Raw genomic sequence first — 25,461 nt, forward strand, 5'->3', positions numbered from 1 at the left:
CACGGCGGCGGCCTTTGCGCTCCGCCGCGCCTCAGGCGACGTCGATAGGACTTCGCAATCGCAGCATGAGACGCCTTTATTGATCTCCCGGCCAATTCGGGCTTGGCTCGGCCTTGCTCAAGAACGCAGGGCCGTGCTGGGCTCCGTTGAGCCGTGCAGCGTAACCACTTCCGCGAGCGTGATAATTTTCTTGGCATCTGGCATGCCACAGGATAGAAGTGGAGTCCTGATAAGGACGAGATCGAGACGAAGCGATGAGCCACGAGGACGTGCACAAGGTCCGCTCCTTCGAGCATCCCGGTGAGGGACGCCGACGCGCCAAGGCGACTCCCAAGGGGCGGCAGGTCGATCCCACGGCCGCGCACGAGATCGAGCTGTTGCTCGGCGACAGGCCGCGACGGCGCGATCTGTTGATCGAATATCTGCACCTGATCCAGGACAAGTATCACCAGATCTCGGCGGCGCATCTGGCCGCGCTCGCCGACGAGATGAAGCTCGCCTTCGCCGAGGTGTTCGAGACGGCGACCTTCTACGCGCATTTCGACGTGGTGAAGGAAGGCGAGCCCGACATTCCCCCGCTGACGATCCGGGTCTGCGATTCGCTCACCTGCGCGATGCTTGGTGGCGAGAACCTGCTCGAAGATCTGCAGAGCGCGTCAGGTCCCGGCATCCGCGTCGTGCGCGCGCCCTGCGTTGGACGCTGCGACACAGCGCCGGCCGCCGAGGTCGGGCACAATTTCGTCGACCATGCGACCGTCGCCGATGTGATGGCGGCGGCAAAGGCCGGCGATACTCATACGCATCTGCCCAAATATACCGAATACGATGCCTACGTCTCGGGTGGCGGCTACAAGCTGCTCAATCGTCTGCGCTCCGGCGAATTGTCGAAGGACGATCTCCTGAAAGCGCTCGACGACGCTTCGCTGCGCGGCCTTGGCGGCGCCGGCTTCCCCACCGGGCGCAAATGGCGCGCCGTGCTCGGCGAGCCCGGACCGCGGCTGATGGCGATCAACGGCGACGAGGGCGAGCCCGGCACGTTCAAGGACCGCTATTACCTCGAAACCGATCCGCATCGCTTCATCGAGGGTATGTTGATCGGCGCCCACGTGGTGCAGGCGAGCGATGTCTACATCTATCTGCGCGACGAATATCCGGCCTCTCGCGAGATCCTCCAGCGCGAGATCGCCAAGCTTCCGCCGGGCGGCCCGACGCTGCACCTGCGGCGCGGCGCCGGCGCCTACATCTGCGGCGAGGAATCCTCGCTGCTGGAGAGCATCGAAGGCAAGCGCGGCCTGCCCCGGCACAAGCCGCCTTACCCGTTCCAGGTCGGCCTGTTCGGCCTGCCGACGTTGATCAACAATATCGAGACGCTGTGGTGGGTGCGCGACATCGTCGAGAAGGGCGCCGATTGGTGGAAGGGCCATGGCCGCCACGAGCGTCACGGCCTGCGCAGCTTCTCGGTCTCGGGCCGCGTCAAGAATCCCGGCATGAAGCTCGCGCCCGCGGGCATCACCGTGCGCGAGCTGATCGAGGAATATTGTGGCGGCATGGCCGACGGCCACCAGTTCTACGCCTATCTGCCGGGCGGTGCGTCTGGCGGCATTTTGCCTGCAGCGATGGACGACATCCCGCTCGATTTCGGCACGCTGGAGAAATACGGCTGCTTCATCGGCTCGGCTGCGATCGTGATCCTGTCGCACAAGGACAGCGTGCGGTCAGCCGCACTGAACCTGATGAAGTTCTTCGAGGACGAGAGCTGCGGCCAGTGCACGCCGTGCCGCGTCGGTACCCAGAAGGCGGCGCTGCTGATGCAAAGGCCGGTCTGGAACCGTGCCTTGCTGGAAGAATTGAGCCAGGCGATGCGCGATGCCTCTATTTGCGGGCTCGGACAGGCGGCATCGAATCCGCTGTCTTCCGTGATCAAATATTTCCCTGACGAGTTCAAGGAAGCCGCCGAATGACCAAGATTACGTTTGAGCTCGACGGCAAGCAGGTCGAGGCCAAGCCCGGTGAGACCATCTGGCAGGTCGCAAAGCGCCAGGGCCGCGACATTCCGCACCTCTGCTATTCGCCGGCGCCGGACTATCGCCCCGACGGCAATTGCCGCGCCTGCATGGTCGAGATCGAGGGCGAGCGCGTGCTCGCCGCGTCCTGCAAGCGCACGCCGTCGGTCGGCATGAAGGTGAAGACCGAGAGCGCCCGCGCGACTGCTGCGCAGAAGATGGTGATGGAGCTGCTGGTCGCAGACCAGCCGGCGCGCGAAACCAGCCACGACCCGGAGTCGAAGTTCTGGCACTGGGCCGAGACGACAGGCGTCACCGAGAGCCGCTTTCCCGCCGCCGAGCGCTGGGCCACCGATGCCAGCCATCCGGCGATGCGCGTCAATCTCGATGCCTGCATCCAGTGCGGCCTGTGCGTGCGCGCCTGCCGCGAGGTCCAGGTCAACGACGTCATCGGCATGGCCTACCGCAATGCCGGCGCCAAGATCGTGTTCGACTTCGACGATCCCATGGGCGAATCCACTTGCGTTGCCTGCGGCGAATGCGTGCAGGCCTGCCCGACCGGCGCCTTGATGCCGGCCGTGATGCTCGACGACAAGCAGACGCGCGTCACCTATGCCGACAAGAAGGTCGATTCGCTCTGCCCGTTCTGCGGCGTCGGCTGCCAGGTCACCTATGAGGTCAAGGACGAGAAGGTGATCTATGCGGAAGGCCGCGACGGCCCCGCCAATCACAATCGTCTCTGCGTGAAGGGGCGCTTCGGCTTCGACTACATCCACCATCCGCATCGTCTGACGAAGCCGCTGGTGCGGCTGCCGAACGCGAAGAAGGATGCCAACGATCAGGTCGATCCGGCCAATCCGTTCACGCATTTCCGCGAGGCGAGCTGGGAGGAAGCGCTCGACATCGCCGCCAAGGGCCTCGTCAAGATCCGCGACGAGAAGGGCGTGAAGGCGCTCGCCGGCTTCGGTTCGGCCAAGGGTTCGAACGAAGAGGCCTATCTGTTCCAGAAGCTGGTGCGCACCGGCTTCGGCTCCAACAACGTCGATCACTGCACGCGTCTTTGTCACGCTTCGTCGGTGGCGGCGCTGTTCGAAGGCCTCAGCTCGGGCGCGGTGTCGGCACCGTTCTCTGCCGCCATGGACGCCGAGGTCATCATCGTGATCGGCGCCAACCCGACTGTGAACCATCCGGTCGCCGCGACCTTCATCAAGAACGCGGTCAAGCAGAACGGCGCAAAACTGTTCGTGATGGATCCGCGCCGGCAGACGCTGTCGCGTCACGCGACCAAGCATCTGCAGTTCAAGCCCGGTTCCGACGTCGCCATGCTGAACGCGATGATCAACACGATCATCACTGAGGGCCTGACCGACGACCAGTACATCGCCGGCTACACCGAGGGTTTCGAGGACCTCAAGGAGAAGATCAAGGAGTTCACGCCGGAGAAGATGGAGCCGATCTGCGGCGTCCCGGCGCAGACCTTGCGCGAGGTGGCGCGCACCTATGCGCGCGCGAAATCGTCGATCATCTTCTGGGGTATGGGCATCAGCCAGCACGTCCATGGCACCGACAATGCACGCTGCCTGATTGCGCTCGCGCTGATCACCGGCCAAGTCGGCCGTCCCGGCACCGGCCTGCATCCGCTGCGCGGCCAGAACAACGTGCAAGGCGCTTCCGATGCCGGCCTGATCCCGATGTTCCTGCCGGACTACCAGCCGGTGGGGCGCGATGATCTGCGCGGCAGCTTCGAAAAGCTCTGGCAGCAGGATCTCGACCCCGTCCGCGGCCTGACCGTGGTCGAGATCATGAACGCGATCCATGCCGGCGAGATCACGGGCATGTATATCGAGGGAGAGAATCCCGCGATGTCCGATCCCGATCTGCAGCACGCGCGCCATGCGCTGGCGATGCTCGATCATCTCGTGGTGCAGGATCTCTTTGTTACCGAGACTGCGTTCCACGCCGACGTGATCCTGCCGGCCTCGGCCTTCGCCGAGAAGGACGGCTCCTTCACCAACACCGACCGCCGCGTGCAGCTGGCGCGTCAGGTGATCAAGCCGCCCGGCGATGCGCGCCAGGATCTCTGGATCATCCAGGAGATCGGCAAGCGCATGGGCCTGCCGTGGAACTATGCCGGACCCGGCGACGTCTTCACCGAGATGGCAGAGCTGATGCCGTCGCTGAAGAACATCACCTGGGAACGGCTGGTGCGCGAAGGCGCGGTGACCTATCCGGTCGACGATCCGAACAAGCCCGGCAACGAGATCATCTTCACCACAGGTTTCCCGACTGCGAGCGGCCGCGGCAAGATCGTGCCGGCCAAGGTCATCCCGCCGGACGAGATTCCCGACGACGAATATCCGATGGTGCTCTCGACCGGCCGCGTGCTGGAGCACTGGCACACCGGCTCGATGACGCGCCGCGCCCAGGTGCTCGACCAGATCGAGCCCGAGGCGGTCGCGTTCATGTCGCCAAAGGACATGCGCAAGAAGAAGCTGGTGCCCGGCGATTTCATTCGGCTGGAGACCCGCCGCGGCGCCGTCGAGGTCAAGGTCCGCTCCGACCGCGACGTGCCGGAGAACATGGTGTTCATGCCGTTCTGCTACGCCGAGGCGGCGGCGAACCTGCTCACCAACCCGGCGCTGGACCCGTTCGGCAAGATCCCGGAGTTCAAGTTCTGCGCAGCGCGGGCCGAGCGCGCCGTGATGCGTGACGCGGCGGAGTAGGGGACGTCATGGGTGGGGCGCATGGTGCCCACACCGTCATTGCGAGCGAAGCGAAGCAATCTAGACTGCCTCCGCGGCAAGATTCTGGATTGCTTCGTCGCTTCGCTCCTCGCAATGACGGTGCTACATGTGACGCATGTCCAAAGTCACCCCCGCGACACGCGCACTCACGGCCGCCGGTGTTGCCTTCACCGTGCACACCTACGACTATGATCCCGACGCCGAGAGCATCGGGCTGCAGGCGGCGGCCGCGCTCGGCGAGGAGCCGGCGCGCGTCCTGAAGACGCTGATGGCGCTGGTCGACGGCAAGCCGGTGTGCGTGGTTGTGCCGTCCGACCAGGAGGTCTCGATGAAGAAGCTGGCGGCGGCGGCGAGCGGCAAGTCGGCGCAGATGATGAAGCCGCCCGAGGCCGAGCGCGTCACCGGCTACAAGGTCGGCGGCATCAGCCCGTTCGGGCAGCGCAAGCCTGTGCGCACCGTGATCGAGCAGAGCGCGCTTGCGCATGATCTCGTCTATCTCAATGGAGGCCAGCGCGGCTTGCAGGTCCGGCTGAAGCCGGCCGATGCGCGGGACGTCCTGAAGGCCGTGGTGGCGGATGTGCTGGCGTGAGCGCGATGGAGCGGGATCATGAGGCGGCTGCTTCTGGCGGGGTTCTGGGTGCTGCTCGGCATCGCTTTTCCGGCAGAGGCACATGAGGTCAATCTCGTCACCGCGCGCGTGGGGCTGAGCCCTGATCGCTCGGTGAGCGTCGAGCTCGGGTTGAAGGGCAGCGATGTCGATCGCCTGATCGGTACGAAGATCTATGATCCGAGACGGGACGCGGTCGATCCTGTCGCGGTCGAAGCGGCCAAGCCCGCGATCCTTGCCTATATGGGCACGCACCTGGCTGTCACAGGTGGTGCCAAGGCCTGTGTTGCCGGAGATGCCGCGATCTTGGCCGACGGCGACGGCGTCGTCTATCGCAACAGCTTTGCCTGCGCCGACGCCGCCGGCGATCTCATCTATCGTTCCACCGTGCTGACCGAGAAGGACAAGGCTGCTCGACAAGTCGTGCTGATTGCGCAGGGGCGGTCGGAAACGCAGGCCTTGCTCGACGCCGGCAACACGACGGTCACGCTTTCAACCGCGCCGCCGTCGCTGTGGTCGACGATGCAGCGCTATGTCATCACCGGCATCGAGCACATCTTCCTCGGTTACGATCACATCGCATTCCTGATCGCGGTGGCGCTGTGGGCGCGACGGCTCATGCCCGTCGTCAAAATCGTGACGGCCTTCACCATTGCCCATTCAATCACCTTGTCGCTGGCCGCGCTCGATGTTCTCGTGATTCCGAGCAGCATCGTGGAGCCTGCAATTGCGGCCTCGATCGTCTTCGTGGCTGTGGAGAACTTCTTCTCGCGCGACGTCGACAGGCGCTGGCGCGTGGCTTTTCTGTTCGGCTTGATCCACGGCTTCGGCTTCGCGGGGGTGCTGCGTGACATCGGGTTACCGCCAAACACAGCCGTGCCGGCGCTTGCCGCTTTCAACATCGGCGTCGAGATCGGGCAGGTCGCGATCGTTGCGGTCGCGTTGCCGACCCTCCGTCTCGCCGATCGATGGAGCGGAGGGGACCGGTCCGAACCGGTGAGGGCGGCGGGGCTGGTTTACACGTTCTCTGCCATGATCGGCCTGCTCGGCGGCTATTGGCTGGTCGCGCGCGTCTTCGAAGCTTGAAATCAAGCGGTCTCTCTCGCGCGGTCGGCCTGCTTCCGCCACGGCGCGCGGCCCCACGGCTCCTGCGCACTTGAGTTCGCTCACAAGCCCTGTATAGAAACTGGAATAGAAATAGAATATCGTTCTGTACAATAGAACGAGCGCAATTGAGGGACGAGACAATGGAATTCGAACGCGTCCGGCAGGACGACGGCTCACCGGTGCCATTCACGCCCGATGCCGTCATCGAAGCCTTCAAGGCGATTCCCGATTTGCTGATCCGCGACGAGGCCCTCACTGCCCGCGGTCGCTGGCTCGATGTGGATTGCCTGCTCGGGCCGAGCACGCAGCCATTCCACCTCGCCATTCGGGCCGGTCGGATCGTCGACATGGCGCCGGCGCCAGTGCTGATGCGTTCCTGGCGCTTCTCCTATCGCGCGACGCCCGCCGCGTTCGCCGCATATTGGCAACGAATGCCGCCGGCGGGATGGCACGATCTGCTGGCGTTGACCAAGCGCGGGCAGGCGACGCTCGAAGGCGATCTGCATCCGTTCATGGCGTACCTTCAGTATTTCAAGGATCTTCTGGCGCTACCGCGGCGCAGCGGGTTCGGAGGCGCGTCATGAACGGCTTCATCGAGCCGATTGTCGGGCGCTACGTGCACGTCGAGATCGATGGCGAGGTCAACAGGATCTATTTCGAGGAGAACGGCAGCGGCATTCCCCTGGTTTGCCTCCACACCGCCGGCTCCGACGCGCGGCAGTGGCGTCATCTGCTCGTGGACGACGAGTTCACGAGGCATTTCCGAGTCATCACCTTCGACATGCCCTGGCATGGTAAGTCCAATCCCCCGGACAGCCGATATGGCAGCGAATACCGGCTGACCACCGCGAGCTACACGGCGACGATCCGCGCCTTCTGCAGCGCGATTGGGCTGGAGCGGCCGGTGGTGATGGGTTGCTCGATCGGTGGCCGCATCGTGCTCAATCTCGCTATTGCGCATGCTCACGAGTTTCGCGCTCTGATCGGCCTTGAGGCCGCCGACTTCCAGCAGCCCTGGTACGAAACGACCTGGCTGAACCGGCCCGATGTTCATGGCGGCGAGGTCTGCGCCGCGCTGGTATCGGGATTGATCGCGCCTGGCGGTCCTGAGGGTGCGCGCAACGAGACACTGTGGGGCTACAAGCAGGGCGGACCCGGCATCTTCAAGGGCGATCTTTATTTCTATCGCGTCGATGGCGATCTGCGTGGTCGCACCGGCAACATCGACGTCAACCAGTGCCCGCTCTATCTGCTGACCGGCGAGTACGATTTCTCCTGCACGCCGGAGGACACGCTGCGGACCGCCGCCGGGATTCCCGGTGCGAAGGCCACCGTCATGGAGCGGCTCGGCCATTTTCCGATGAGTGAAAACCCAGGCCAGTTCCGCCGCTACATCGCGCCGGTGCTGCAAAACATCCTCGATAAGCAAAAGTCGTAAACGGGAGGCGTATGTTATGAAGTTGCGTTGGATGATTGCGGTCGCTCTGGCCGCGCAGACGAGTGCCGCCGTCGCGGCCGACGATGTCATCAGGATCGGCGTTCTCAACGACCAGTCCGGTGTGTTCGCCGACAATGGAGGGCGGGGCTCGGTCGCCGCCGCAAGGCTCGCCGCGGAGGATTTCGGCAACGAACTCCTCGGCAAGAAGATCGAGATCATTTCGGCCGACCATCAGAACAAGCCGGACATCGCATCGGCAACTGCGCGCAAATGGTTCGACAATGAGGGCGTCGACATGATCGCGGACGGCGCAGCCTCCTCGGCCGGCTTTGCCATCCTGGAAGTCGCCAAGCAGAAGAACAAGATCTTCGTCATCTCGGGTCCGGGCTCGTCCGATTTCACGGGAAAGTCCTGCTCGCCGATCAGCTTCCACTTCAACTACGACACCTACGCGCTGTCGAAGCTGACCAGCGACGCGATCACGCGGGCTGGCGGCAAGACCTGGTACTTCGTGACAGCCGACTACGCCTTCGGTCACGCGCTTCAGCGCGATGCCACGAAGTTCATCGACGTCGCCGGCGGCAAAGTGATCGGCTCGGCCGCGCATCCGCTCGGCACTGCGGATTTTGCGTCCTTTCTGCTGCAGGCGCAGGGATCCAAGGCCGACGTCGTTGGCCTCGCGACGTCGGGCGCGGACGTGCAGACCGCGATCAAGCAGGCCGGTGAGTTCGGCATCGTCGAGGGTGGCCAGAAGCTCGCCGGCCTCCTGGTCTTCATCACGGACGTGAATTCGCTGGGCCTGAAGGTGACGCAGGGCTTGCAGGTGACGACCTCGTTCTACTGGGACCTCAACGAGCAGACCCGCGCCTGGTCGAAGCGCTACGCAGCGCTGATGGACGGCAAGGTCGCGAGCATGGTGCAGGCCGGCGTCTACAGCGGCGTCCATCATTACCTCGCCGCCGTCAAGGCAGCAGGCACCACCGATGCAACGGCCGTTGCCGCCAAGATGCACGAGCTGAAGGTCAACGACATGTACAACAAGGACGTTGCGGTCCGCCCCGACGGGCGCGTGCTGCACAGGATGTATCTCGTGCAAGTGAAGAAGCCGGAGGAGTCCAAGTACAAGTTCGACTATTACCGGATCGTCGGCTCCAAGCCGGGCGACGAGGTATTCCGGCCGTTGAGCGAAGGCGGCTGCCCGCTGGTAAAGTAGCGCCCGCCCGGCCACATGACTTCGAGGGAGAGTTAAGGAATGTCTGGTTCGATTGGGTTCATCGGTCTTGGCGTCATGGGCGAGCCGATCTGCCGCAACCTGTTGCGCAAGAGCGGCCGGCCGGTGCTTGCCTTCGACCTTGCTGCGGAACCGTTGGCTCGGATCGCAGCCGAAGGAGCGACGGCGACGACGTCGATCGGGGATGTCGTCGCCGGCGCACAGACGATCTTCCTGTGCCTGCCCAGCGCCAAGCACGTCATGTCGGTCTTCGAGAGCATCCTGCCGGCGGTCAAGCCCGACCAGACCGTGATCGATCTCGGCACGTCCGACGTCGGCCTGACCCGTTCGTTCGCCAAGCAGCTCGCGGAGAAGGGCGCGCTCTGGATCGATGCGCCGATCGCGCGCACCCGCCAGGCAGCCCAGGACGGCACGCTCAGCGTCATGGTCGGCGCGACAGCCGAGCAGTTCGCCGCGGTCGAGCCGCTGATCCGGCATTTTGCGACCGACGTCACTCTCTGCGGCGGAACCGGCGCAGGCCAAGTGACGAAGATCCTCAACAACATGGTGCTGTTCGAGACGGTGAATGCGCTGGCGGAGGCCGTCGCGCTTGCCAAGCACAGCGGCGTCGAGCCGAAGCTGCTGCTGGAGACGTTGTCCAAGGGGTCGGCGGACAGTTTTGCCCTGCGCAATCACGGCATGAAGGCGATCGTCGCCGGGGAGTTTCCGCTGCGGGCGTTCTCCACTGAATATGCAATGAAGGACCTCTCCTATGCGCTGGAGCTCGGCGCGCAGGCTGGGCTCAACCTGCGCGGTGCCGCGCTTATGCGCACCATCTTCCAGGAGACGATCGACAAGGGGATGGGGGATGCTTACTTTCCCGTCATCGCTAAGCTCATCGATCCCTCCGGATTCCCCCAATAGGAAACGCCATGCCTTCGCCCGGTGTCGCCGCCGTCGACCGCGCTCTGACGATCCTTGCCGCGTTCGAGGATGCCCCGGAGCCGATGACGCTGGCGGAGCTTGCCAAGCGCACCAAGATGTACAAAAGCACGCTGTTGCGGCTGATGGCCTCGCTTCAGGAATTCGGCTACCTCGTGCAACTCGCCGACGGCCGCTACCATCTCGGGCCGACGCCGTTCCGGCTGGGTGCGGTGTACCAGCGCAACAACAATCTGCATGATCGGGTGATGCCGCTGCTGCGCCAGCTCGTGGCCGACGGCACCGAAAGTCCGTCGTACCACGTGCGGCATGATGCCAAGCGCCGGCTCTGCGTGTTCCGCGTCGATTCCCAACACTCGACGCTCGACCGCGTCGAGGCCGGCATGCTGCTGCCGCTGGAGCGCGGGGCGGCGGGCCGGGTTATTCTCGCCTTCGACGGTGAGAAAGGCGCGACCTATGACGCGATTCGCGAGGGCTGCATCGCAGTGTCGTTCGGGGAGCGCGATCCGGATTGTGCCGGGCTGGCCTGCCCCGTGTTCGGGTCCGGCGGCAAGTGCGTCGGCGCCTTGTCGCTCTCGGGGCCGAAGCCGCGCTTCACGAGAGACAATATCAAGACGATGGCGTCGCTGTTGCTGAAGGCAGCCATCCGCCTGACGCGCACGCTGGGCGGTCCGACCGAGATCCTCGACAATGCCTTATCGGCGTCGGCTGAAGACGCGCGTCCAGTGCGCAGGGCGAGGCGCTAGTTGTCGACAGAATGCGCAACGCTGGAAGGTCGAGCATGCCACTGATGGACAGAATTTCTCCAATCTCGCATGCCGTCGGGCAGACGGGATGAGCAGCAAATACGACGTGCTGGTGATCGGCGGCGGCAATGCGGCGCTATGCGCGGCGATAGCAGCACGTCGCGCCGGCGCCTCCGTGCTGGTGCTCGAAGGCGCGCCAAAATTCTATCGCGGCGGCAACACCCGCCACACCCGCAACATGCGCTGCGCCCATGATGCCCCCACCGAGATCCTGACTGGACCCTATACAGAGGAAGAGTTCTGGGAAGATCTCTTGCGCGTCACGGGCGGACAGACCGATGAGGTGCTGGCGCGTCACATGATTCGGGAGTCCAAGGACATCCTGAACTGGATCGTGGAGCAGGGTGTGCGCTGGCAGCCCTCGCTCGGCGGCACGCTGAGCCTCGGCCGCACCAACTCCTTCTTCCTGGGCGGCGGGCGGGCGATGCTGAACGCGCTTTATCTCACCGCGGAGCGGCTCGGTGTCGACGTTGAATACGACGCCGAGGTGATCGATCTCGTGATCGAGGACGGCATGTTCCTCGCCGCGCGCCTCAAGCGGCCGGTCAGGGGTGAGACCGAGATCCGCGCGACGTCATTGGTTGCCGCCGCCGGCGGGTTCGAGGCCAACATCGAATGGCTGAAGCAATATTGGGGCGAGGCCGCCGACAACTTCCTGATCCGCGGCACGCCCTATAACCGCGGCTCGATCCTGAAGATGCTGCTCGACAAGGGCGTGCAGGAGGTCGGCGATCCCACGCAGTGTCATGCGGTCGCGATCGATGCCCGTGCGCCGAAATTCGACGGCGGCATCATCACGCGGCACGACTCCGTGGTGTTCGGCATCGTCGTCAACAAGCATGCCCAGCGCTTCTACGACGAGGGCGAGGACCTCTGGCCGAAGCGGTACGCGATCTGGGGCCGGCTGGTCGCGGCGCAGCCCGACCAGATCGCCTATATCATCTTCGACTCCACCGTGGTCACCAGCTTCATGCCGACGTTGTTTCCGCCGATCGCCGGGCAGACGATCGCCGAACTCGCCGGCAAGCTCGCGCTCGATCCGGTCGTGTTGGAGAAGACTATGACCGAGTTCAACGCGGCAGTGCGGCCCGGGACCTTCGACCACACCATTCTGGATGATTGCGTGACGGAAGGCATCACGCCGCCCAAGACGCATTGGGCGCGCCGGATCGAGACGCCGCCTTTTCTCGCTTATCCGGTGCGGCCCGGCATCACCTTCACCTATCTCGGCACGCGCGTGAACAAAGAGGCGCGAATGCTGATGAAGGACGGCAAGCCCTCCGCCAACATGTTCGCCGCCGGCGAGATCATGGCCGGCAATGTGCTTGGCAAGGGCTATGCGGCCGGCATGGGCATGACCATCGGCAGCGTGTTCGGGCGGATCGCAGGACGGGAAGCGGCGAAACATGCACGGAACTAGAATTCTCGACGAAGCCGACCGTCTGATGACGGTCTGCAATTCCTGCCGCTATTGCGAGGGCCTGTGCGCGGTGTTTCCGGCCATGGAGATGCGGCGCGCCTTCTCCGACGGCGATCTCAACTATCTCGCCAATCTCTGCCATTCCTGCGGCGCCTGCTACGTCGACTGCCAGTTCTCGCCGCCGCACGAATTCAACGTCAACGTCCCGAAGACGTTGGCGGTTGCGCGCGCGGAGTCCTATGCGGCCTATGCCTGGCCGCGGCCGCTATCCGGCGCCTTCGCGCGCAACGGCCTCGTCATCAGCCTCACCGCCGCGCTCAGCATGGCGGCATTCATTTTCGGCTTCGTCGCCCTGAACGACCGCAGCGTGCTGTTCGGCGTGCATACCGGCCCCGGCGCCTTCTACAAGCTGATGCCGCACAATGCGATGGTCGCGCTGTTCGGCGCCGCATTCCTCTACGCGATCCTTGCCCTTGTCATGAGCGTGCGTGCCTTCTGGCGCGACATCAGCCCGCCGATCGGCGACCGCGCCGACGGCGGCTCGATCTTTCAGGCGATCCGCGACGCCGGTGAGCTGCGCTATCTCCATGGCGGCGGCGTCGGCTGCTACAATGAGGACGACAAGCCGACCGACCGGCGCAAGCTATATCACCACCTGACCTTCTACGGCTTCCTCCTATGCTTTGCAGCGACCTCGGTGGCGACGCTCTATCATTATCTGCTCGGCCGCGAGGCGCCGTATCCGTGGTGGGACCTGCCCGTGGTGCTCGGCACGCTCGGCGGCGTCGGCCTGATCGTCGGGCCCATCGGCCTGTTCGCGGCCAAGATGCGGCGCGATCCCGCGCTGCTCGACGAATACAGCTACGGCATGGACGTCGGTTTCATCGCCATGCTGTTCCTGACCGGCCTCACCGGAATGCTGCTGCTGGTGCTGCGCGAGACTGCCGCGATGGGCCCGTTGCTGGCGCTGCATCTCGGCGCGGTGTTCGCATTGTTCATCACTATGCCCTACGGCAAGTTCATGCACGGCATCTATCGCTTTGCCGCGCTGGTGCGCTACGCGCAGGAGCGGCGGACGGCGGCGTGACCCCGCGCCGCCCGTCTCGCAACCTCTTACGCGACCTCGCGCTCGGGCGGGGATCCCTGCTCGCGGGCCATCGTCGTGGCCGTGACATAGTCGGTCTTGCCGGTGCCGAGCAACGGCACCTTGTCGACCACCATGATCGCAGCGGGCACGGTCAGCTCGGAGGCGCCGATCGCCTTGGCCTGGGCCTGCATCGCGCTGCGCTCGGCGTTCTTCTCGGTCGTCAGCAGCACGATGCGCTCGCCCTTGCGCTGGTCGGGGATCGACACGGCGATCGATGCGGCCTGCGGCCACAACGCCGTCGCAATGGCTTCGACCGCCGACAGCGAGACCATTTCGCCCGCGATCTTGGCAAAGCGCTTGGCGCGGCCCTTGATGGTGATGAAGCCGGCCGCGTCGATCGAAACGATGTCGCCGGTGTCGTGCCAGCCGTCGGGGAGCTTTTCGAGCACGCCGGGATTTTCGGCCCTGAGGTAGCCGAGCATCACGTTCGGGCCGCGCACCGAGAGGCGTCCGCCTTCCTCGATGCCGGGGACCGGATCGAGGCGGCTTTCCATCAGCGGCGAGAGACGGCCGACGGTGCCGGGGCGGTTGGCCATCGGCGTGTTCATCGCCAGCACCGGCGCCGTCTCGGTGACGCCGTAGCCTTCGAGGATGCGAATGCCGTAGCGCTCCATGAAGACCTGCCGCGTGCGGTCCTTGACCGCCTCGGCGCCGGCGATAACGAGGCGCAGGGTGCGGAAGTCGTAAGCGTGCGCCGAGCGCGCATAGCCGGTCAGGAACGTATCCGTGCCGAACAGGATCGTAGCGCCGGTCTGGTAGATCAGCTCGGGCACGATCCGGTAGTGCAGCGGCGAGGGATACATGTAGATCGGAATGCCCGCCAGCATCGGCATCATCATTCCGCCCGTGAGTCCAAACGAGTGGAACACCGGCAACACGTTGAACACCTTGTCGTTGGCATTGGCATCGACCCGCGCCAGCGCCTGCGCCGCGTTGGCGAGGATGTTGCGGTGGGACAGCACCACGCCCTTGGGCGTACCTTCCGAGCCCGACGTGAACAGCACGACGGCGGGATCGTTGGCCTGGCGGGGCACGCGCGGCGTCGTGCCCGCGAGCAGGCCCTTGATCTTGTCGGCGATGCCGATCGAGGCGCGGACGTCCTCGAGATAGACGACGCGTGCCTCCGCGGAGATCGCAGTCATCAGCTTGTCGAGCTTGCCTTTCTCGATGAAGGCCTTCGACGTCAGCACGGTCTTGACCTGCGCGGCCTTCATGGCGGCGAGCACGTTGACCGGACCGGCCGAGAAATTGAGCATCGCCGGCACCCGGCCGCTGTTCTGCAGCGCCATGAAGACGACGGCGACGCCCGCGGAGTTCGGCAGCAGCACGCCGACATTCTCGCCGGTTGCGGTGCCGTTCTCGAGCTTGCGGCTCAGGACCTGCGCGCCGAGGATCAGCTTGCGATAAGTCAGCTTGGTGCCGAGCGCGTCCTCGATGATGACCTTGCCGGTGTCGCGGTCGCGATAGGCGTGTCCGAGGGCTTCGAACAGCGTGTGATCGAGCATGCCGTTCTTGACGAGGGCGTCGATCATGACGTCCTGCAGCGCGGCGCCGGCGGCGTTGCGGCGGGCCTTGCCCTTCAGCGTTTCGTCGACCGGAAGCTTGACCGGCGGTAGGATCGTCACCGTCACGCGCGGAAACCAGGACCGCTTGATCTGGCTGGAGTTGAGATAGCTGAGATAGGAGCGCTGCGCACCTTCGATCCGGACCGGCACGACCACGGCGTCGGCCTTGTCCGCGATCATCGCGGTGCCGTCATACACCTTCATCAGCGAGCCGGAGACGGTGATGCGTCCCTCAGGGAAGATCACGACAGGCTCGCCCGCCGCCACCAGCTTGATCAGGTCGCGCGCAGCCAGCGGCTTGGTCGGGTCCATAGTGTAGTGCTTGATCGCGCGCAGGAACGGCTTGGCCCACCAGGCCTTGGCGATGCCGGTGTCGACCGCAAAGCTCGCGTCGATCGGCAGCACGGCGTGCAGCAGCGGGCCGTCGATCAGGCTGACATGGTTCGGCGCGATCAGCATGCGCGTGCCGGGAGGCGGCAGGTTTTCCAGCCCGCGCACCTCGGTACGGAACAGGGCGCGGAACAGAAGCCCGCCAGCATCGCGCACGCCTTCCTTGCCCCACTTGGTCAGCACGAACCACACCGCGCCGAAGCTGGCGACGCCGAGGCCGAAGAAGATCCAGCCGATATGCAGACCTGCCGCCTGCAACAGCGCGACGAACAGCGAGCCGACCACCATGAAGGCGGCCTGCAGCACGTTGCCGGCGGCGATGATGCGGGCGCGCTCGGAAGGTTGCGACCAGGCCTGGACCGCGGCAAAGGACGGAACGACGAACAGGCCGCCGCCGAAGGCGAAGGCGACGAAGTCGGCCAGCATGCGCAGGCCACCGAACGAAGTCGCGAAGCCGAGCGCAGTGATCTCGTGCCCCTTTGCGGTGACGCCGATGGCCCAGGCGAGATCGAGGCCGGCAAAGCCCATGATGATGGCGCCGATCGGCACCAGCGCGAGGTTCGGGCGAACGTGGCTGAGGCTGGCGGCAAACAGCGAGCCGATGGCGATGCCGATCGCGAAGATGGCAAGGCACAGCGTCACGACGCCCTCGGTGCCGCCGACGACTTCCTTGATCAGCGCCGGCAGCAGCGACAGCACGATGGCGCCGACCAGCCAGAACCAGGAGACGATCACGGTGCCGTCCCAGAGGCGATGGTCGGCACGAAGCGTCCTGAGCAGGCTCACCGTCGACGTCCAGGGATTGGCGTCGACGGGCAGCTCAGGCGCGGAGGGCGTCGTCTGCGGAATGCGGGACGCGAACGCCCAGGACAACACGGCCAGCACGACCACGGCGGATGCGACCCAGCCCATATGCGCGGAGCCGGCGACGAACTGGCCGCCCGCGACGGTACCGAGCAGGATCGCCATGAAGGTCGCGCCTTCGACCAGCGCGTTGCCGGTCGCGAGTTCGCCGAGCTCGAGCTGGTCCGGCAGCATCGCGTATTTCACCGGGCCGAACAGCGCGGCGATGGTACCGAACAGTGCGAGCGCTGCGAACAAGAGCGGCACCGAATGCAGGAAGAAGCCGGCAGCGGCGAAGCAGGCTGCAAAGATCTCGACGAATTTGAGCCGCCTTGCGACGACGGATTTGACGTATTTGTCGGCGAGCTGGCCGCCGAGCCCGGACAGGATGAAGTAGGGGAAGATGAAGACGGCGCCTGCCACCGTCACCAGCGCATCGCCGTGGCTCGTTGCCGCGCTGTAGAGCAGGATGATGACGAGCGCATTCTTGAGCACGTTGTCATTGAGCGCCGAGAAGAATTGCGCCCAGAACAGCGGCGCAAAGCGGCGTGACGACATCAATTCCCTGATCATGACTGGTCCTGTTTTGGCAAGGCAGACTGAGGTTGTTACGTTGTCTGTGAAACGTCACGACCGGAAGCATAGGGCGAACGATTGCGCGGCAACGAAGTTGCTGGCCTGCTCTGTCCCCTCGGTTCCTCCGATCCTGTTGGTCTCCAATCGGCATCGTTAGGTTCGCAAATATCCGGTCGAGGCCGGGCGGAGCGGCCTCGCTCGCCCGGATATGGCGCCGGGCGATGAAGGAAAGACTGAACCGCATCGTCGAAATCCGCCGGATCGGCCACGCCCGTCCGGACATGGTTAAGTCCATCCTTGCAGCCGGCGCTTGCATTCGAGCCGACCCGCGTGCGCGCCTCAGGTGAGATGGGCGAGGTGGCGAAACGGCGAGAAGCGGCCGAGCAGGCTGAACCGGCGGCCCTCGTGACGGGCACGGGCACGGCTCGCCCGCCACATCCGAAGAGTCGCCCGGCGTTCGGCGAGCACACCGGCAACGTCGCAGGCGTTGGCGATGCGATTGACCGGGGCCATGGCCAGCCGCAGCAGGGCCCGGCCAAAGCCGGCGACGAGGGCGGCGGCGTCATCGACGAAGGTGGTGGCGATATCGACAGCAAGGGTTTGCATTTTCCAGGTCTCCGGGTTAGATTGAACAATGTTCACATGAGTAGCTTGAAAATGAACAATGTTCAAGAAGAATCGCTGCGCGACCAGAAAAAATTTCGGCGCCGGCTCCAGATCGTCGAAATTGCCCGCGGCATCATCTCAGCTAAGGGGCTGAGATCATTGAAGGTTCGGGATGTTGCCGAGGCGGCCGGCTGCTCGGTCGGCAGCGTCTATAACGAGTTTGGCGACTTCGACGGGGTCATTCTGACGGTGAACCGGGAAACGGTTCAGGCGCTCACGGCCCGGCTCCGTGCTGTTCCCGCCGAGGATCCGGTCCGCCAGCTTTATGGGCTCGCCGAGACTTATCTCGACTTCTTCGCCGCACACGCCAATTTGCTGCGTTCCCTGTTCGAGCATCGGATGGAGGACGATCGCCCCTATCCGGACGACATCCTCCAGATGGTGATGGATGCGTTCGCGCTGATGCATCCGCCCCTGGTGCGGCTATTGCCGGATGCGGACGACGTGAAGATTGCGCTGCTGTCGCGCACGCTGTTTTCCGCCGTGCATGGCATCATCTCGCTCGGCCTCGAGGAGCGCATGGTGGCCGTGCCGTCGCAGATGCTGCGCCAGCAGATCGAACAATTCGTCGACACCCATCTCGCAGGACTTGGAATTCCGCCCCTGCGGTGACGATGCCATTACCCTCGTGCAGCGACCGCTTCGCGCGGGCGTGGCGCAACGACGACAACGTCCGATCGCCCGTTCTCGACCTGAACGCGGTTGCGGCCCTTTTCCTTGGCGCGGTAGCAGGCCGCATCCGCGCGTCGCATCGCATCCTCGAGCGTGATGTTGCCGTCGGCGATGCAGGCGACGCCGATGCTGGCGGTCACGGCAAAGCAACGGTCGTCCCAGGCGAAATTGAACAGCTCCAGCGACCGGCGCAGACGCTCGGCGATGTCGACGGCATCGAAGGGCGAGCATCGCGGCAGGATCAGGCCGAATTCGTCGCCGCCGAGCCGGGCCACCAGATCATGCGCATGCCGGTCCTGCTGCAGCAGGCGCGAGACCTGGCAGAGCAGGCGGTCGCCGGCGAGGTGGCCGCAACTGTCGTTGACGCTCTTGAACTGGTCGAGGTCGAGCAGGATGAGGGCGAGCGCACCCGCTGCGGCATTGTCCAGCTCGGCTTGCAGGCGCGCCTCGAAGGCGCGGCGGTTGGAGAGGCCGGTCAACCAATCATGCGATGCCTGCCAGGCCAGGCGCTCCTTCTCGGCATGCAAGGCGTCTTCGAAGGTCTGCCGTTGCCGCACCAGGCGCCGCGTATGCCAGATCAGGAGCAGGATCAGCGCCGCAGCCGTGATGATGTTGATGCCCGTCAGCGTCAGCTTGATCGCCCGGGATCCTTCGCCGAGGACGGTGGAGAATTGCTTGGCGTGCACCGTGAACTGGGCATTGAGCTCCGATAGCCGCGACGACAGGAATTGCAGGCGGTCGTCGTCCTGAATGGGACCTTTCTTCAGCTCGGATCGGATGACCTCGCCGAACACGCTGAGCTCCAGCAGCATGGGATCGGTGGCGGTCCATTCCCTGATCGCGTCCTGGAGGAAGCTGACGCGATTGAAATAGCGAAACAGCCAGATCAGTCCCGGGACGTCATCGGGATGGTTGCCGCCTTGGAGAAAGCCGACGCGGGCGGCCTCGACGTCGACCGGATCGCGTTCCAGCGCCCAGCGCGCGAACTCATCGCCGATGGGGACGGCGAGTGAAGCCTGATATTGCGCGAACTGGCTCGGTTCGCCCGAATGCAGATAGAGATTGAGGAAGTAGACCGCGTTCTTCTGCGAGCGCGACCAGAGTGCTTCGCCGGCGACATAGGCGCGGACCGACGACATCACCTCGAGACTGAATCCGGCGATCGCCGCCTGCAGCACGACGACCATCACGAAAGGCGAGACGAGCTTGATGACGTGAAGGAGGTTGCCGCCCTCCGCCGACGCCGCTGTTCTGCGAAACACACCAGTCCCCAAGTCGATCGACGCGCCCGGCAGGGGCGTTGCGCCTGCAACGCAAAGTAGACGAGATGGTTGCTTAACTGGACCTGAAAAGTGCGAGGGATTGTGACGGAGGGTGAAGGTAATGTGACGTGGATGCGCGCAGATCGTTTCAAATGCCGCGAAATCGGAGCTGATGTGATATCGCGAACCAATGCCTTGTCATTGCGAGCGCAGCGAAGCAATCCAGCCTGCCTCCGCGGCATCATTCTGGATTGCTTCGTCGCAAGAGCTCTTCGCAATGACGACGTAGCGGCGGACGGGCGCTACACGCTCTCCGTGGACGTGTGTCCTACACCAGCACCGGCTTGCGTACGCGACCGGCGTCGCCGAACACGCGCAGATAACGCTCGATTTCCGAGGGCAGGCCGGTCGCCTTCTCCGGATTGTCGGAGAGCTTGACGGCCGGACGGCCGTCGACTGATGAGACCTTGCAGACCAGCGAGATCGGATCGAGGCTGATCGAGCCGTCCGGCGTGCAGCCGACGAAATCGTTGGTGAGGTTGGTGCCCCAGCCAAAGGAGAGCCGCACGCGCCCTGCGAAGTGGCGATAGGTGTCCTCGATCGAGCCGACGTCCATCGCGTCGGAGAAGACGAGCAGCTTGTCCTTGGGGTTGCGACCCTGCTTCTGCCACCAGGCGATGATCTCCTCCCCAGCCTGGATCGGCGGCGCGCTGTCGGGGCGGAAGCCGGTCCAATCGGCGACCCATTCCGGTGCATCGCGGAGGAAGGTCCTGGTACCGAAGGCGTCGGGCAGCGCGATCAGGAGGTTGCCGCCGTAAGTCTGACGCCACTGGTCGAGAATGCGGTAGGGCGCCCAGCGCAATTCCTCGTCGTCCCTGGCGAGCGCGGCGGCCACCATCGGCAGCTCGTGCGCGTTGGTGCCGATGGCTTCGAGATCGTTGTCCATCGCGAGAAGCACGTTGGAGGTGCCGATGAAGGAGGGGCCGAGGCCTTCCTTCACCGCCTCGACGCACCAGCGCTGCCAGAGGAAGCCGTGGCGGCGACGCGTGCCGAAGTCGGAGAGCCGCAGGTTCTCGAGCTGGCGCAGCCGTTCGACCTTGGTCCACAACTTGGCCTTGGCGCGGGCGTAGAGCACGTCGAGCTCGAAGCGGCCGCGGCCCTTCATGGCCGCACGCGAACGCAGCTCGTTGAGGATCGCAAGCGCCGGAATCTCCCACATCGTGGTGTGGGTCCAGGGCCCGTGAAAATGCAGCTCGTACTGGCCCTCGACCTTGCGCAGCTCGTATTCGGGAAGGCGGAATTCCGCCAGCCAGCGGATGAAATCCGCCGAGAACATATGGGTCTTGCCGTAGAAGGTGTTGCCGGCCAGCCAGATCAGCTCCTTCTTGGTGAAGCGGATGGTGCGGGCATGGTCGAGCTGGGCGCGCAGCTCGCCCTCGTCGATGATCTCCGCAAGGCGCACATGGCGCGAGCGGTTGATGACCGAGAAGGTCACATTCTGACTCGGGTAATCCTCCCGAATCATCTGCAACATCAATAGTTTGTAGAAGTCGGTATCGAGCAGGCTGCGGATAATGGGATCCAGCCGCCAGCTGTGATTGTAGGTCCGGTTCGCAATGTCAGTCACTGTCATGGGGGGATTTTAGCGCGGCTCCCCCTGCGCAACTAGTGGGTTTGGGAAAGGCAGTCTTGCGGAGCGCGGCGCCTGATATCAGGACATGAGAACGGCAGGTCAGAACGTGGCGGCCGTCGCCGCGACGGCCTCGAGTTGGCTCCTGACCCAGCGGTGGGCCGGGTCCTTCTGGTAGCGCTGGTGCCAGACCATGAACATCGGCAGCTCGGCCAGGGTCTTCGTGCGCGACGCCAGCGGGATCGGTGTTTGCGTAAAGCCACGCATTACGCCGGACGCGAGCAGGCTCGGCATGCTCGCCAGCATCTGTGAGCCGCGCAGGAACGACGGCACGCCGGAGAAGCTCGGCACGGAGATCGCGATGTCGCGGTGGAGCCCGTTCGCTGCCAGCCGGCGGTCGAAGTCGAGCCGCTCATTGTCGGTATAGACCACGGTGATGTGACGCGCCGCGAGATAAGCGCTGCGGCTGGCCGGCGCTGCGCGCGCTTTGGGATCGTAGTAGCAGACGTAGTGATCCCTCAGCAGCCGCTTCTGCACGATGTCGACGCCCGACGGCGGCAGCGGCGTGATCAGGAGGTCGCAGCGGTTTTCGCGCAGCATCGCGGGCGAGGGCGATTGCGAGGGGATCACGCGCAGGTTCAGGCTCTTCACTTGTGCGGCGACGTGATCGAAGAACCGCGGCAACAGCAGGTCGCGCTGGAAGTCGTTGGCGGCGATCGTCAGCGACAGCTGTGCGCGGGGCGGCTCAAAGCTGACGCCGCCGGCGAAGCTGCGCATCTCGTCGATCAGCGCGCGTGCCTTGCCGGCCAGTGCCTGCGCATGGGCCGTCGCAACGATGCCACGGCCGGACTTGGCGAACAGCGGATCGCCGGCGATCCGCCGCAGCTTGTTCAACCCGTGGCTGACGGCAGACTGGGTGAGGCCGAGCCGCGTCGCTGCCGCCGTCACCGAGCCTTCCTCCAGCACCGCCAGGAACAGCTCGAGGGCATGGCCGTCGAGCGCCAAATGATCGATTTCCTTCATGCAATTCATTATAATTCATCTATTTATTTTGAGAATAGGCTGGCTCATGCTCTCCCGATAAGCCGGCCCGATTCCGGCTCCCAGGGAGAGACAACGCCGATGAATGCCCAGGCGCCAGCCTTGCGGGATCCCCGCCTCAATCGTCCCGAGCCCTTGACGCCGCCGCTCGGCGACGGCGGCTTCTTCCAGCGCGACCGCGCGATCCATCCGCCGGCGCATGCGCCAGGCTACAAGTCCTCGGTGCTGCGCTCGCCGCGCCAGTCGCTGCTGTCCTTGGAGAACTCGATCTCGGATATCACGGGGCCGGTGTTCGGCCACAACGATCTCGGCCCGCTCGACAATGATTTGATCCGCAACTACGCCAAGGACGGCGATCCCGTCGGCGAGCGCATCATCGTCCACGGCCGCGTGCTGGACGAGACCGGCCGGGGCGTTCCGAACACGCTGGTCGAGTTCTGGCAGGCCAATGCCGGCGGCCGCTACCGGCACAAGAAGGACACCTATCTGGCGCCGATCGATCCGAATTTCGGCGGCTGCGGCCGCGCGCTCACCGACGACACCGGCTACTATTACTTCCGCACCGTGAAGCCGGGCCCCTATCCCTGGCGCAACTACGTCAACAGCTGGCGCCCCGCCCACATCCACTTCTCGGTGTTCGGCTCGGGCTTTGCGCAGCGGCTGATCACGCAGATGTATTTCGAAGGCGATCCGCTGATCCCGGTCTGCCCGATCCTGACGACGATCCCGGACAAGGACGCGCTCGACCGCCTCGTGGCGCCGCTCGACCTCAACGCCTCGACGCCGTTCGACTCGCTCGCTTACCGCTTCGACATCGTGCTGCGCGGCCAGCGCTCCACCTATTTCGAAAACCGTACCGCGGGGAATTAGAGCCCATGCCGCAGCCGCTCAATTATCTCAAGGAAACCGCCTCGCAGACCGCCGGGCCCTACGTCCATATCGGCCTGATCCCGGCCATGGCCGGCTTCGACATCTTCGAGAAGAACTTCTCCAACGTGCTGGTGAGCCCGAACACCAAAGGCGAGCGCATCACGCTGGAGGGCAAGGTGCTCGACGGCATCGGCACGCCGCTGCGCGACGTGCTGCTGGAGATCTGGCAGGCGAATGCGGCCGGCCGCTACAACCACCCCGCCGATCGCTCCGCCGGCGCGCCGGATGACGAGTTTCGCGGCTGGGGCCGCGCCGGCTCCGACTTCGACAGCGGCCTCGTCACTTTCGAGACCATCAAGCCGGGTGCGATCACCGACAGGACGGGGCGCAAATGCGCGCCGCACGTCAACGTCTGGATCGTCGCGCGCGGCATCAATATCGGCCTCAACACGCGGCTCTATTTCTCGGACGAAGAGGCGGCCAACGCCGCCGATCCCGTGCTCAACCTGATCGAGCAGCCGGTGCGCCGCAAGACATTGATCGCAACCCGCAGCGAGCGCGCCGGCAAGGTCGTGTATTCCTTCACGATCAATCTGCAGGGGCCGGAGGAGACGGTGTTCTTCGACGTGTGAGGTGTCGGGCCGCCGTCCTTCGATCATTCCACCCGGTCGTCGCGCCTGATCGTTCCGCGCGCGAGGAATTGCGGTGGCTGCCGCATTTCGCGCGATATCGGCCGATCGGGTGGATCGCGCCCAACTTTTGGTTTCAACTCCACCAGATCGATGAACATGTCCGCCTGCCGGCGCAGGTCGTCGGCGATCATGGGCGGCTGAGTGGAGAGTGTGGAGACGACGGTCACGCGGACGCCACGGCGTTGCAAGGCTTCGACCAGCGAACGGAAATCCCTATCGCCCGAGCACAACACGATCTGATCGACGTGCTGGGCAAGCTCCATCGCGCTTACGGCGAGGTCCACATCCATGCTGCCCTTCACCTTGCGGCGGCCGGTAGCGGGGTCGACGAACTCCTTGGCGAGTTTGGTGACGACGGTGAAGCCGTTGTAGTCGAGCCAATCGATCAAGGGGCGGATCGATGAATATTCCTGATCCTCGATAATGGTCGTGTAGTAGAAGGCCCGTAACAGCGTAGCTCGGCTTTGAAATTCACTGAGCAGGCGTCTGTAGTCGATCTCGAAGCCGAGCGCCTTGGCGGTGGCATGGAAATTGGAGCCGTCGATAAAGAGCGCGCTCTTCCCAAGCGAAGACATTATGCACAACTCCCCGGGTTCGGCACGAAAGCCGACCGTCCAGCCGAAATGGCGCGGCGTATCGGCGGGAATAACTGAAGGCGCCGATGGCTTTGCTGAAAAGGCGGCGCAGACGACCGGACAGGGTTGGCCGCCTTGCGCCGAGGTTAGGGAGGTTCCATGCCACCAGCGCCAGGGCGCCGAATGCCGTCACGCTAGGGCGAGGGCGTGCCCCGCTCAATTGTACGGAGGTAAAGCGCCTCTATCCAAAGGATGGGGCGCTATATACGAAGGTAAGTGGCAACGAGAGACATCGCGGATCCGGGGCGCGTCGATCAGACGTGCCCTGATCCTTTGTCCGGTGGTTCAGCCTTCGCCGCCATGGAGCCGGGCGCGAAAGGCGCGCGGTGAGACCCCCGTGGCGGCGGCGTAGACCCGGCTGAAATAGGCGGGGTCCTCGAAGCCGAGGGCGTAGGCGATGGTCGAGACCGGCAGGTTGGTGTAGACGAGGTTGCGCCGCGCCTCCCGGATCAGGCGGTTGAGGATCAGATGCGAGGCGGTGTCGCCGGTCGCCGCCCGCGTGATCCGGTTGAGATGCGTCGGTGTCACCGACAGCGCCTCGGCATAGTCGGCGACGCTCCAGCGCTCCAGATGATGCTGCTCCAGCAGCGCCTCGAAGCGGCGGAACAACCCGCTTTCCGCGGTGCCGTTGCCGCCGCTCTCGCCCGTGAGCGCGCGGGCCACGAGCCCGATCATGGCCGACGACAAGGCGCGGAGCACATGCGCACGGCCGAAGTCGCGCGCGGCGTGCTCGGCGAAAATCTGCTTCATCGTGGCGCGGATCTGCGGCGTGCCGCGCACCACGGCCGACCGCGACAGCGCACCGCGCAGGCCCTCGGCGGCGAGCAGCGCTTCGTCGAGGATCTCCGCGGCGATGGTCAAAACCCACCCTTGCGTATCGGGCACGAAGCGGAAGCCGTGGACGTGGCCGACCGGCACGTTGACGATCTGCATCGGCCTCAGCGGCACCACGCGCCCGTCGAGCGTCGCCTCGCCGCCGCCGCGCTCGATCAGCAGCACCTGGTGCAGCCGGGCATGGCGGTGCACGGCCAGCGTCCAGTCGTGCAGCACCGAACGCGAGGCGATCGTCTCGCAATGCACGACATCGGGCAGATCGCCGGACTCGCCGAACAGATTGTAGACCCGGATGGCCGGGGCGGGGGCCGCGCTTCTCATGTTCGAATAGTACAAGACAAAGGCGAAACCCTCCATCGGC

20 protein-coding genes are annotated in these 25,461 nt (G+C 64.8%); 14 read left to right on the forward strand and 6 right to left on the reverse strand.

Annotated elements, in window-relative coordinates; all coding sequences use genetic code 11:
* Positions 1-254 precede the first annotated feature (254 nt).
* From ACTEK7_RS21985 to tcuB, 11 genes are all read left to right on the forward strand, one after another.
* Positions 255-1,961, forward strand: coding sequence for an NADH-ubiquinone oxidoreductase-F iron-sulfur binding region domain-containing protein (locus ACTEK7_RS21985; protein WP_225146965.1), 1,707 nt, complete (start codon positions 255-257; stop codon positions 1,959-1,961).
* A complete protein-coding gene (fdhF, locus tag ACTEK7_RS21990) occupies positions 1,958-4,726 on the forward strand; it encodes a formate dehydrogenase subunit alpha (RefSeq protein ID WP_225146966.1) in 2,769 nt (922 codons plus the stop codon). The genes ACTEK7_RS21985 and fdhF overlap by 4 nt, the downstream gene beginning before the upstream one ends.
* 136 nt (positions 4,727-4,862) lie before the next feature.
* A complete protein-coding gene (gene ybaK, locus ACTEK7_RS21995) occupies positions 4,863-5,336 on the forward strand; it encodes a Cys-tRNA(Pro) deacylase (RefSeq protein ID WP_036011401.1) in 474 nt (157 codons plus the stop codon).
* Positions 5,337-5,354: 18 nt separating this feature from the next.
* Complete coding sequence (locus tag ACTEK7_RS22000; RefSeq protein ID WP_225146967.1) at positions 5,355-6,440, forward strand: HupE/UreJ family protein; 1,086 nt, start codon at positions 5,355-5,357, stop codon at positions 6,438-6,440.
* Positions 6,441-6,601: 161 nt separating this feature from the next.
* Positions 6,602-7,045: a hypothetical protein gene (locus tag ACTEK7_RS22005; protein ID WP_036011397.1), complete on the forward strand. Its 444-nt coding sequence runs from the start codon at positions 6,602-6,604 to the stop codon at positions 7,043-7,045.
* The gene (locus ACTEK7_RS22010; protein WP_225146968.1) at positions 7,042-7,899 is read left to right on the forward strand and encodes an alpha/beta fold hydrolase; all 858 of its coding nucleotides are present in this window, start codon (positions 7,042-7,044) and stop codon (positions 7,897-7,899) included. The genes ACTEK7_RS22005 and ACTEK7_RS22010 overlap by 4 nt, the downstream gene beginning before the upstream one ends.
* 16 nt (positions 7,900-7,915) lie before the next feature.
* Positions 7,916-9,112, forward strand: a complete 1,197-nt coding sequence (locus ACTEK7_RS22015) for an ABC transporter substrate-binding protein (protein ID WP_225146969.1) — start codon at positions 7,916-7,918, stop codon at positions 9,110-9,112.
* Between the two features lie 39 nt (positions 9,113-9,151).
* Complete coding sequence (locus tag ACTEK7_RS22020) at positions 9,152-10,033, forward strand: NAD(P)-dependent oxidoreductase (protein WP_225146970.1); 882 nt, start codon at positions 9,152-9,154, stop codon at positions 10,031-10,033.
* Between the two features lie 8 nt (positions 10,034-10,041).
* Entirely contained in the window at positions 10,042-10,797 is a 756-nt protein-coding gene (locus ACTEK7_RS22025; RefSeq protein WP_225146971.1) for an IclR family transcriptional regulator, read from the forward strand.
* Positions 10,798-10,885: 88 nt separating this feature from the next.
* Positions 10,886-12,277, forward strand: coding sequence for an FAD-dependent tricarballylate dehydrogenase TcuA (gene tcuA / locus ACTEK7_RS22030; RefSeq protein WP_225146972.1), 1,392 nt, complete (start codon positions 10,886-10,888; stop codon positions 12,275-12,277).
* Positions 12,264-13,364 carry a tricarballylate utilization 4Fe-4S protein TcuB gene (tcuB, locus tag ACTEK7_RS22035; protein WP_225146973.1) on the forward strand — a complete coding sequence of 367 codons (1,101 nt, stop codon included), beginning with the start codon at positions 12,264-12,266 and terminating at the stop codon, positions 13,362-13,364. Before tcuA ends, tcuB begins: the two co-directional genes overlap by 14 nt.
* Positions 13,365-13,390: 26 nt before the next feature.
* Here the strand turns inward: tcuB and ACTEK7_RS22040 are convergent, their stop codons facing one another.
* A complete protein-coding gene (locus ACTEK7_RS22040) occupies positions 13,391-16,795 on the reverse strand; it encodes an acyl-[ACP]--phospholipid O-acyltransferase (protein WP_225146974.1) in 3,405 nt (1,134 codons plus the stop codon).
* 660 nt (positions 16,796-17,455) lie between these two features.
* Here ACTEK7_RS22040 and ACTEK7_RS22045 point away from each other — a divergent pair.
* Positions 17,456-18,076, forward strand: coding sequence for a TetR/AcrR family transcriptional regulator (locus tag ACTEK7_RS22045; RefSeq protein ID WP_225147065.1), 621 nt, complete (start codon positions 17,456-17,458; stop codon positions 18,074-18,076).
* Positions 18,077-18,084: 8 nt separating this feature from the next.
* On the opposite strand, the gene ACTEK7_RS22050 is transcribed toward ACTEK7_RS22045, so the two are convergent.
* From ACTEK7_RS22050 to ACTEK7_RS22060, 3 genes are all read right to left on the reverse strand, one after another.
* Positions 18,085-19,398, reverse strand: coding sequence for a GGDEF domain-containing protein (locus ACTEK7_RS22050; protein ID WP_225146975.1), 1,314 nt, complete (start codon positions 19,396-19,398; stop codon positions 18,085-18,087).
* Between the two features lie 328 nt (positions 19,399-19,726).
* A complete protein-coding gene (gene pncB / locus ACTEK7_RS22055) occupies positions 19,727-21,031 on the reverse strand; it encodes a nicotinate phosphoribosyltransferase (RefSeq protein WP_036011351.1) in 1,305 nt (434 codons plus the stop codon).
* A 99-nt stretch (positions 21,032-21,130) separates the two neighbouring features.
* A complete protein-coding gene (locus ACTEK7_RS22060; protein WP_225146976.1) occupies positions 21,131-22,060 on the reverse strand; it encodes a LysR family transcriptional regulator in 930 nt (309 codons plus the stop codon).
* 90 nt (positions 22,061-22,150) lie between these two features.
* On the opposite strand from ACTEK7_RS22060, the gene pcaH reads away from it, so the two are divergent.
* Both pcaH and pcaG read left to right on the forward strand, forming a co-directional pair.
* Complete coding sequence (gene pcaH, locus ACTEK7_RS22065) at positions 22,151-22,939, forward strand: protocatechuate 3,4-dioxygenase subunit beta (protein ID WP_225135056.1); 789 nt, start codon at positions 22,151-22,153, stop codon at positions 22,937-22,939.
* Between the two features lie 5 nt (positions 22,940-22,944).
* Positions 22,945-23,571, forward strand: a complete 627-nt coding sequence (gene pcaG / locus ACTEK7_RS22070) for a protocatechuate 3,4-dioxygenase subunit alpha (protein WP_225146977.1) — start codon at positions 22,945-22,947, stop codon at positions 23,569-23,571.
* 23 nt (positions 23,572-23,594) lie between these two features.
* On the opposite strand, the gene ACTEK7_RS22075 is transcribed toward pcaG, so the two are convergent.
* Together ACTEK7_RS22075 and ACTEK7_RS22080 are read right to left on the reverse strand one after the other, a co-directional pair.
* Entirely contained in the window at positions 23,595-24,206 is a 612-nt protein-coding gene (locus tag ACTEK7_RS22075; RefSeq protein WP_225146978.1) for a LabA-like NYN domain-containing protein, read from the reverse strand.
* A 345-nt stretch (positions 24,207-24,551) separates the two neighbouring features.
* Positions 24,552-25,457 carry a helix-turn-helix domain-containing protein gene (locus ACTEK7_RS22080; RefSeq protein WP_036026589.1) on the reverse strand — a complete coding sequence of 302 codons (906 nt, stop codon included), beginning with the start codon at positions 25,455-25,457 and terminating at the stop codon, positions 24,552-24,554.
* Between the last annotated feature and the right edge of the window lie 4 nt (positions 25,458-25,461).

Source organism: Bradyrhizobium sp. JHI2711 (assembly GCF_056156565.1).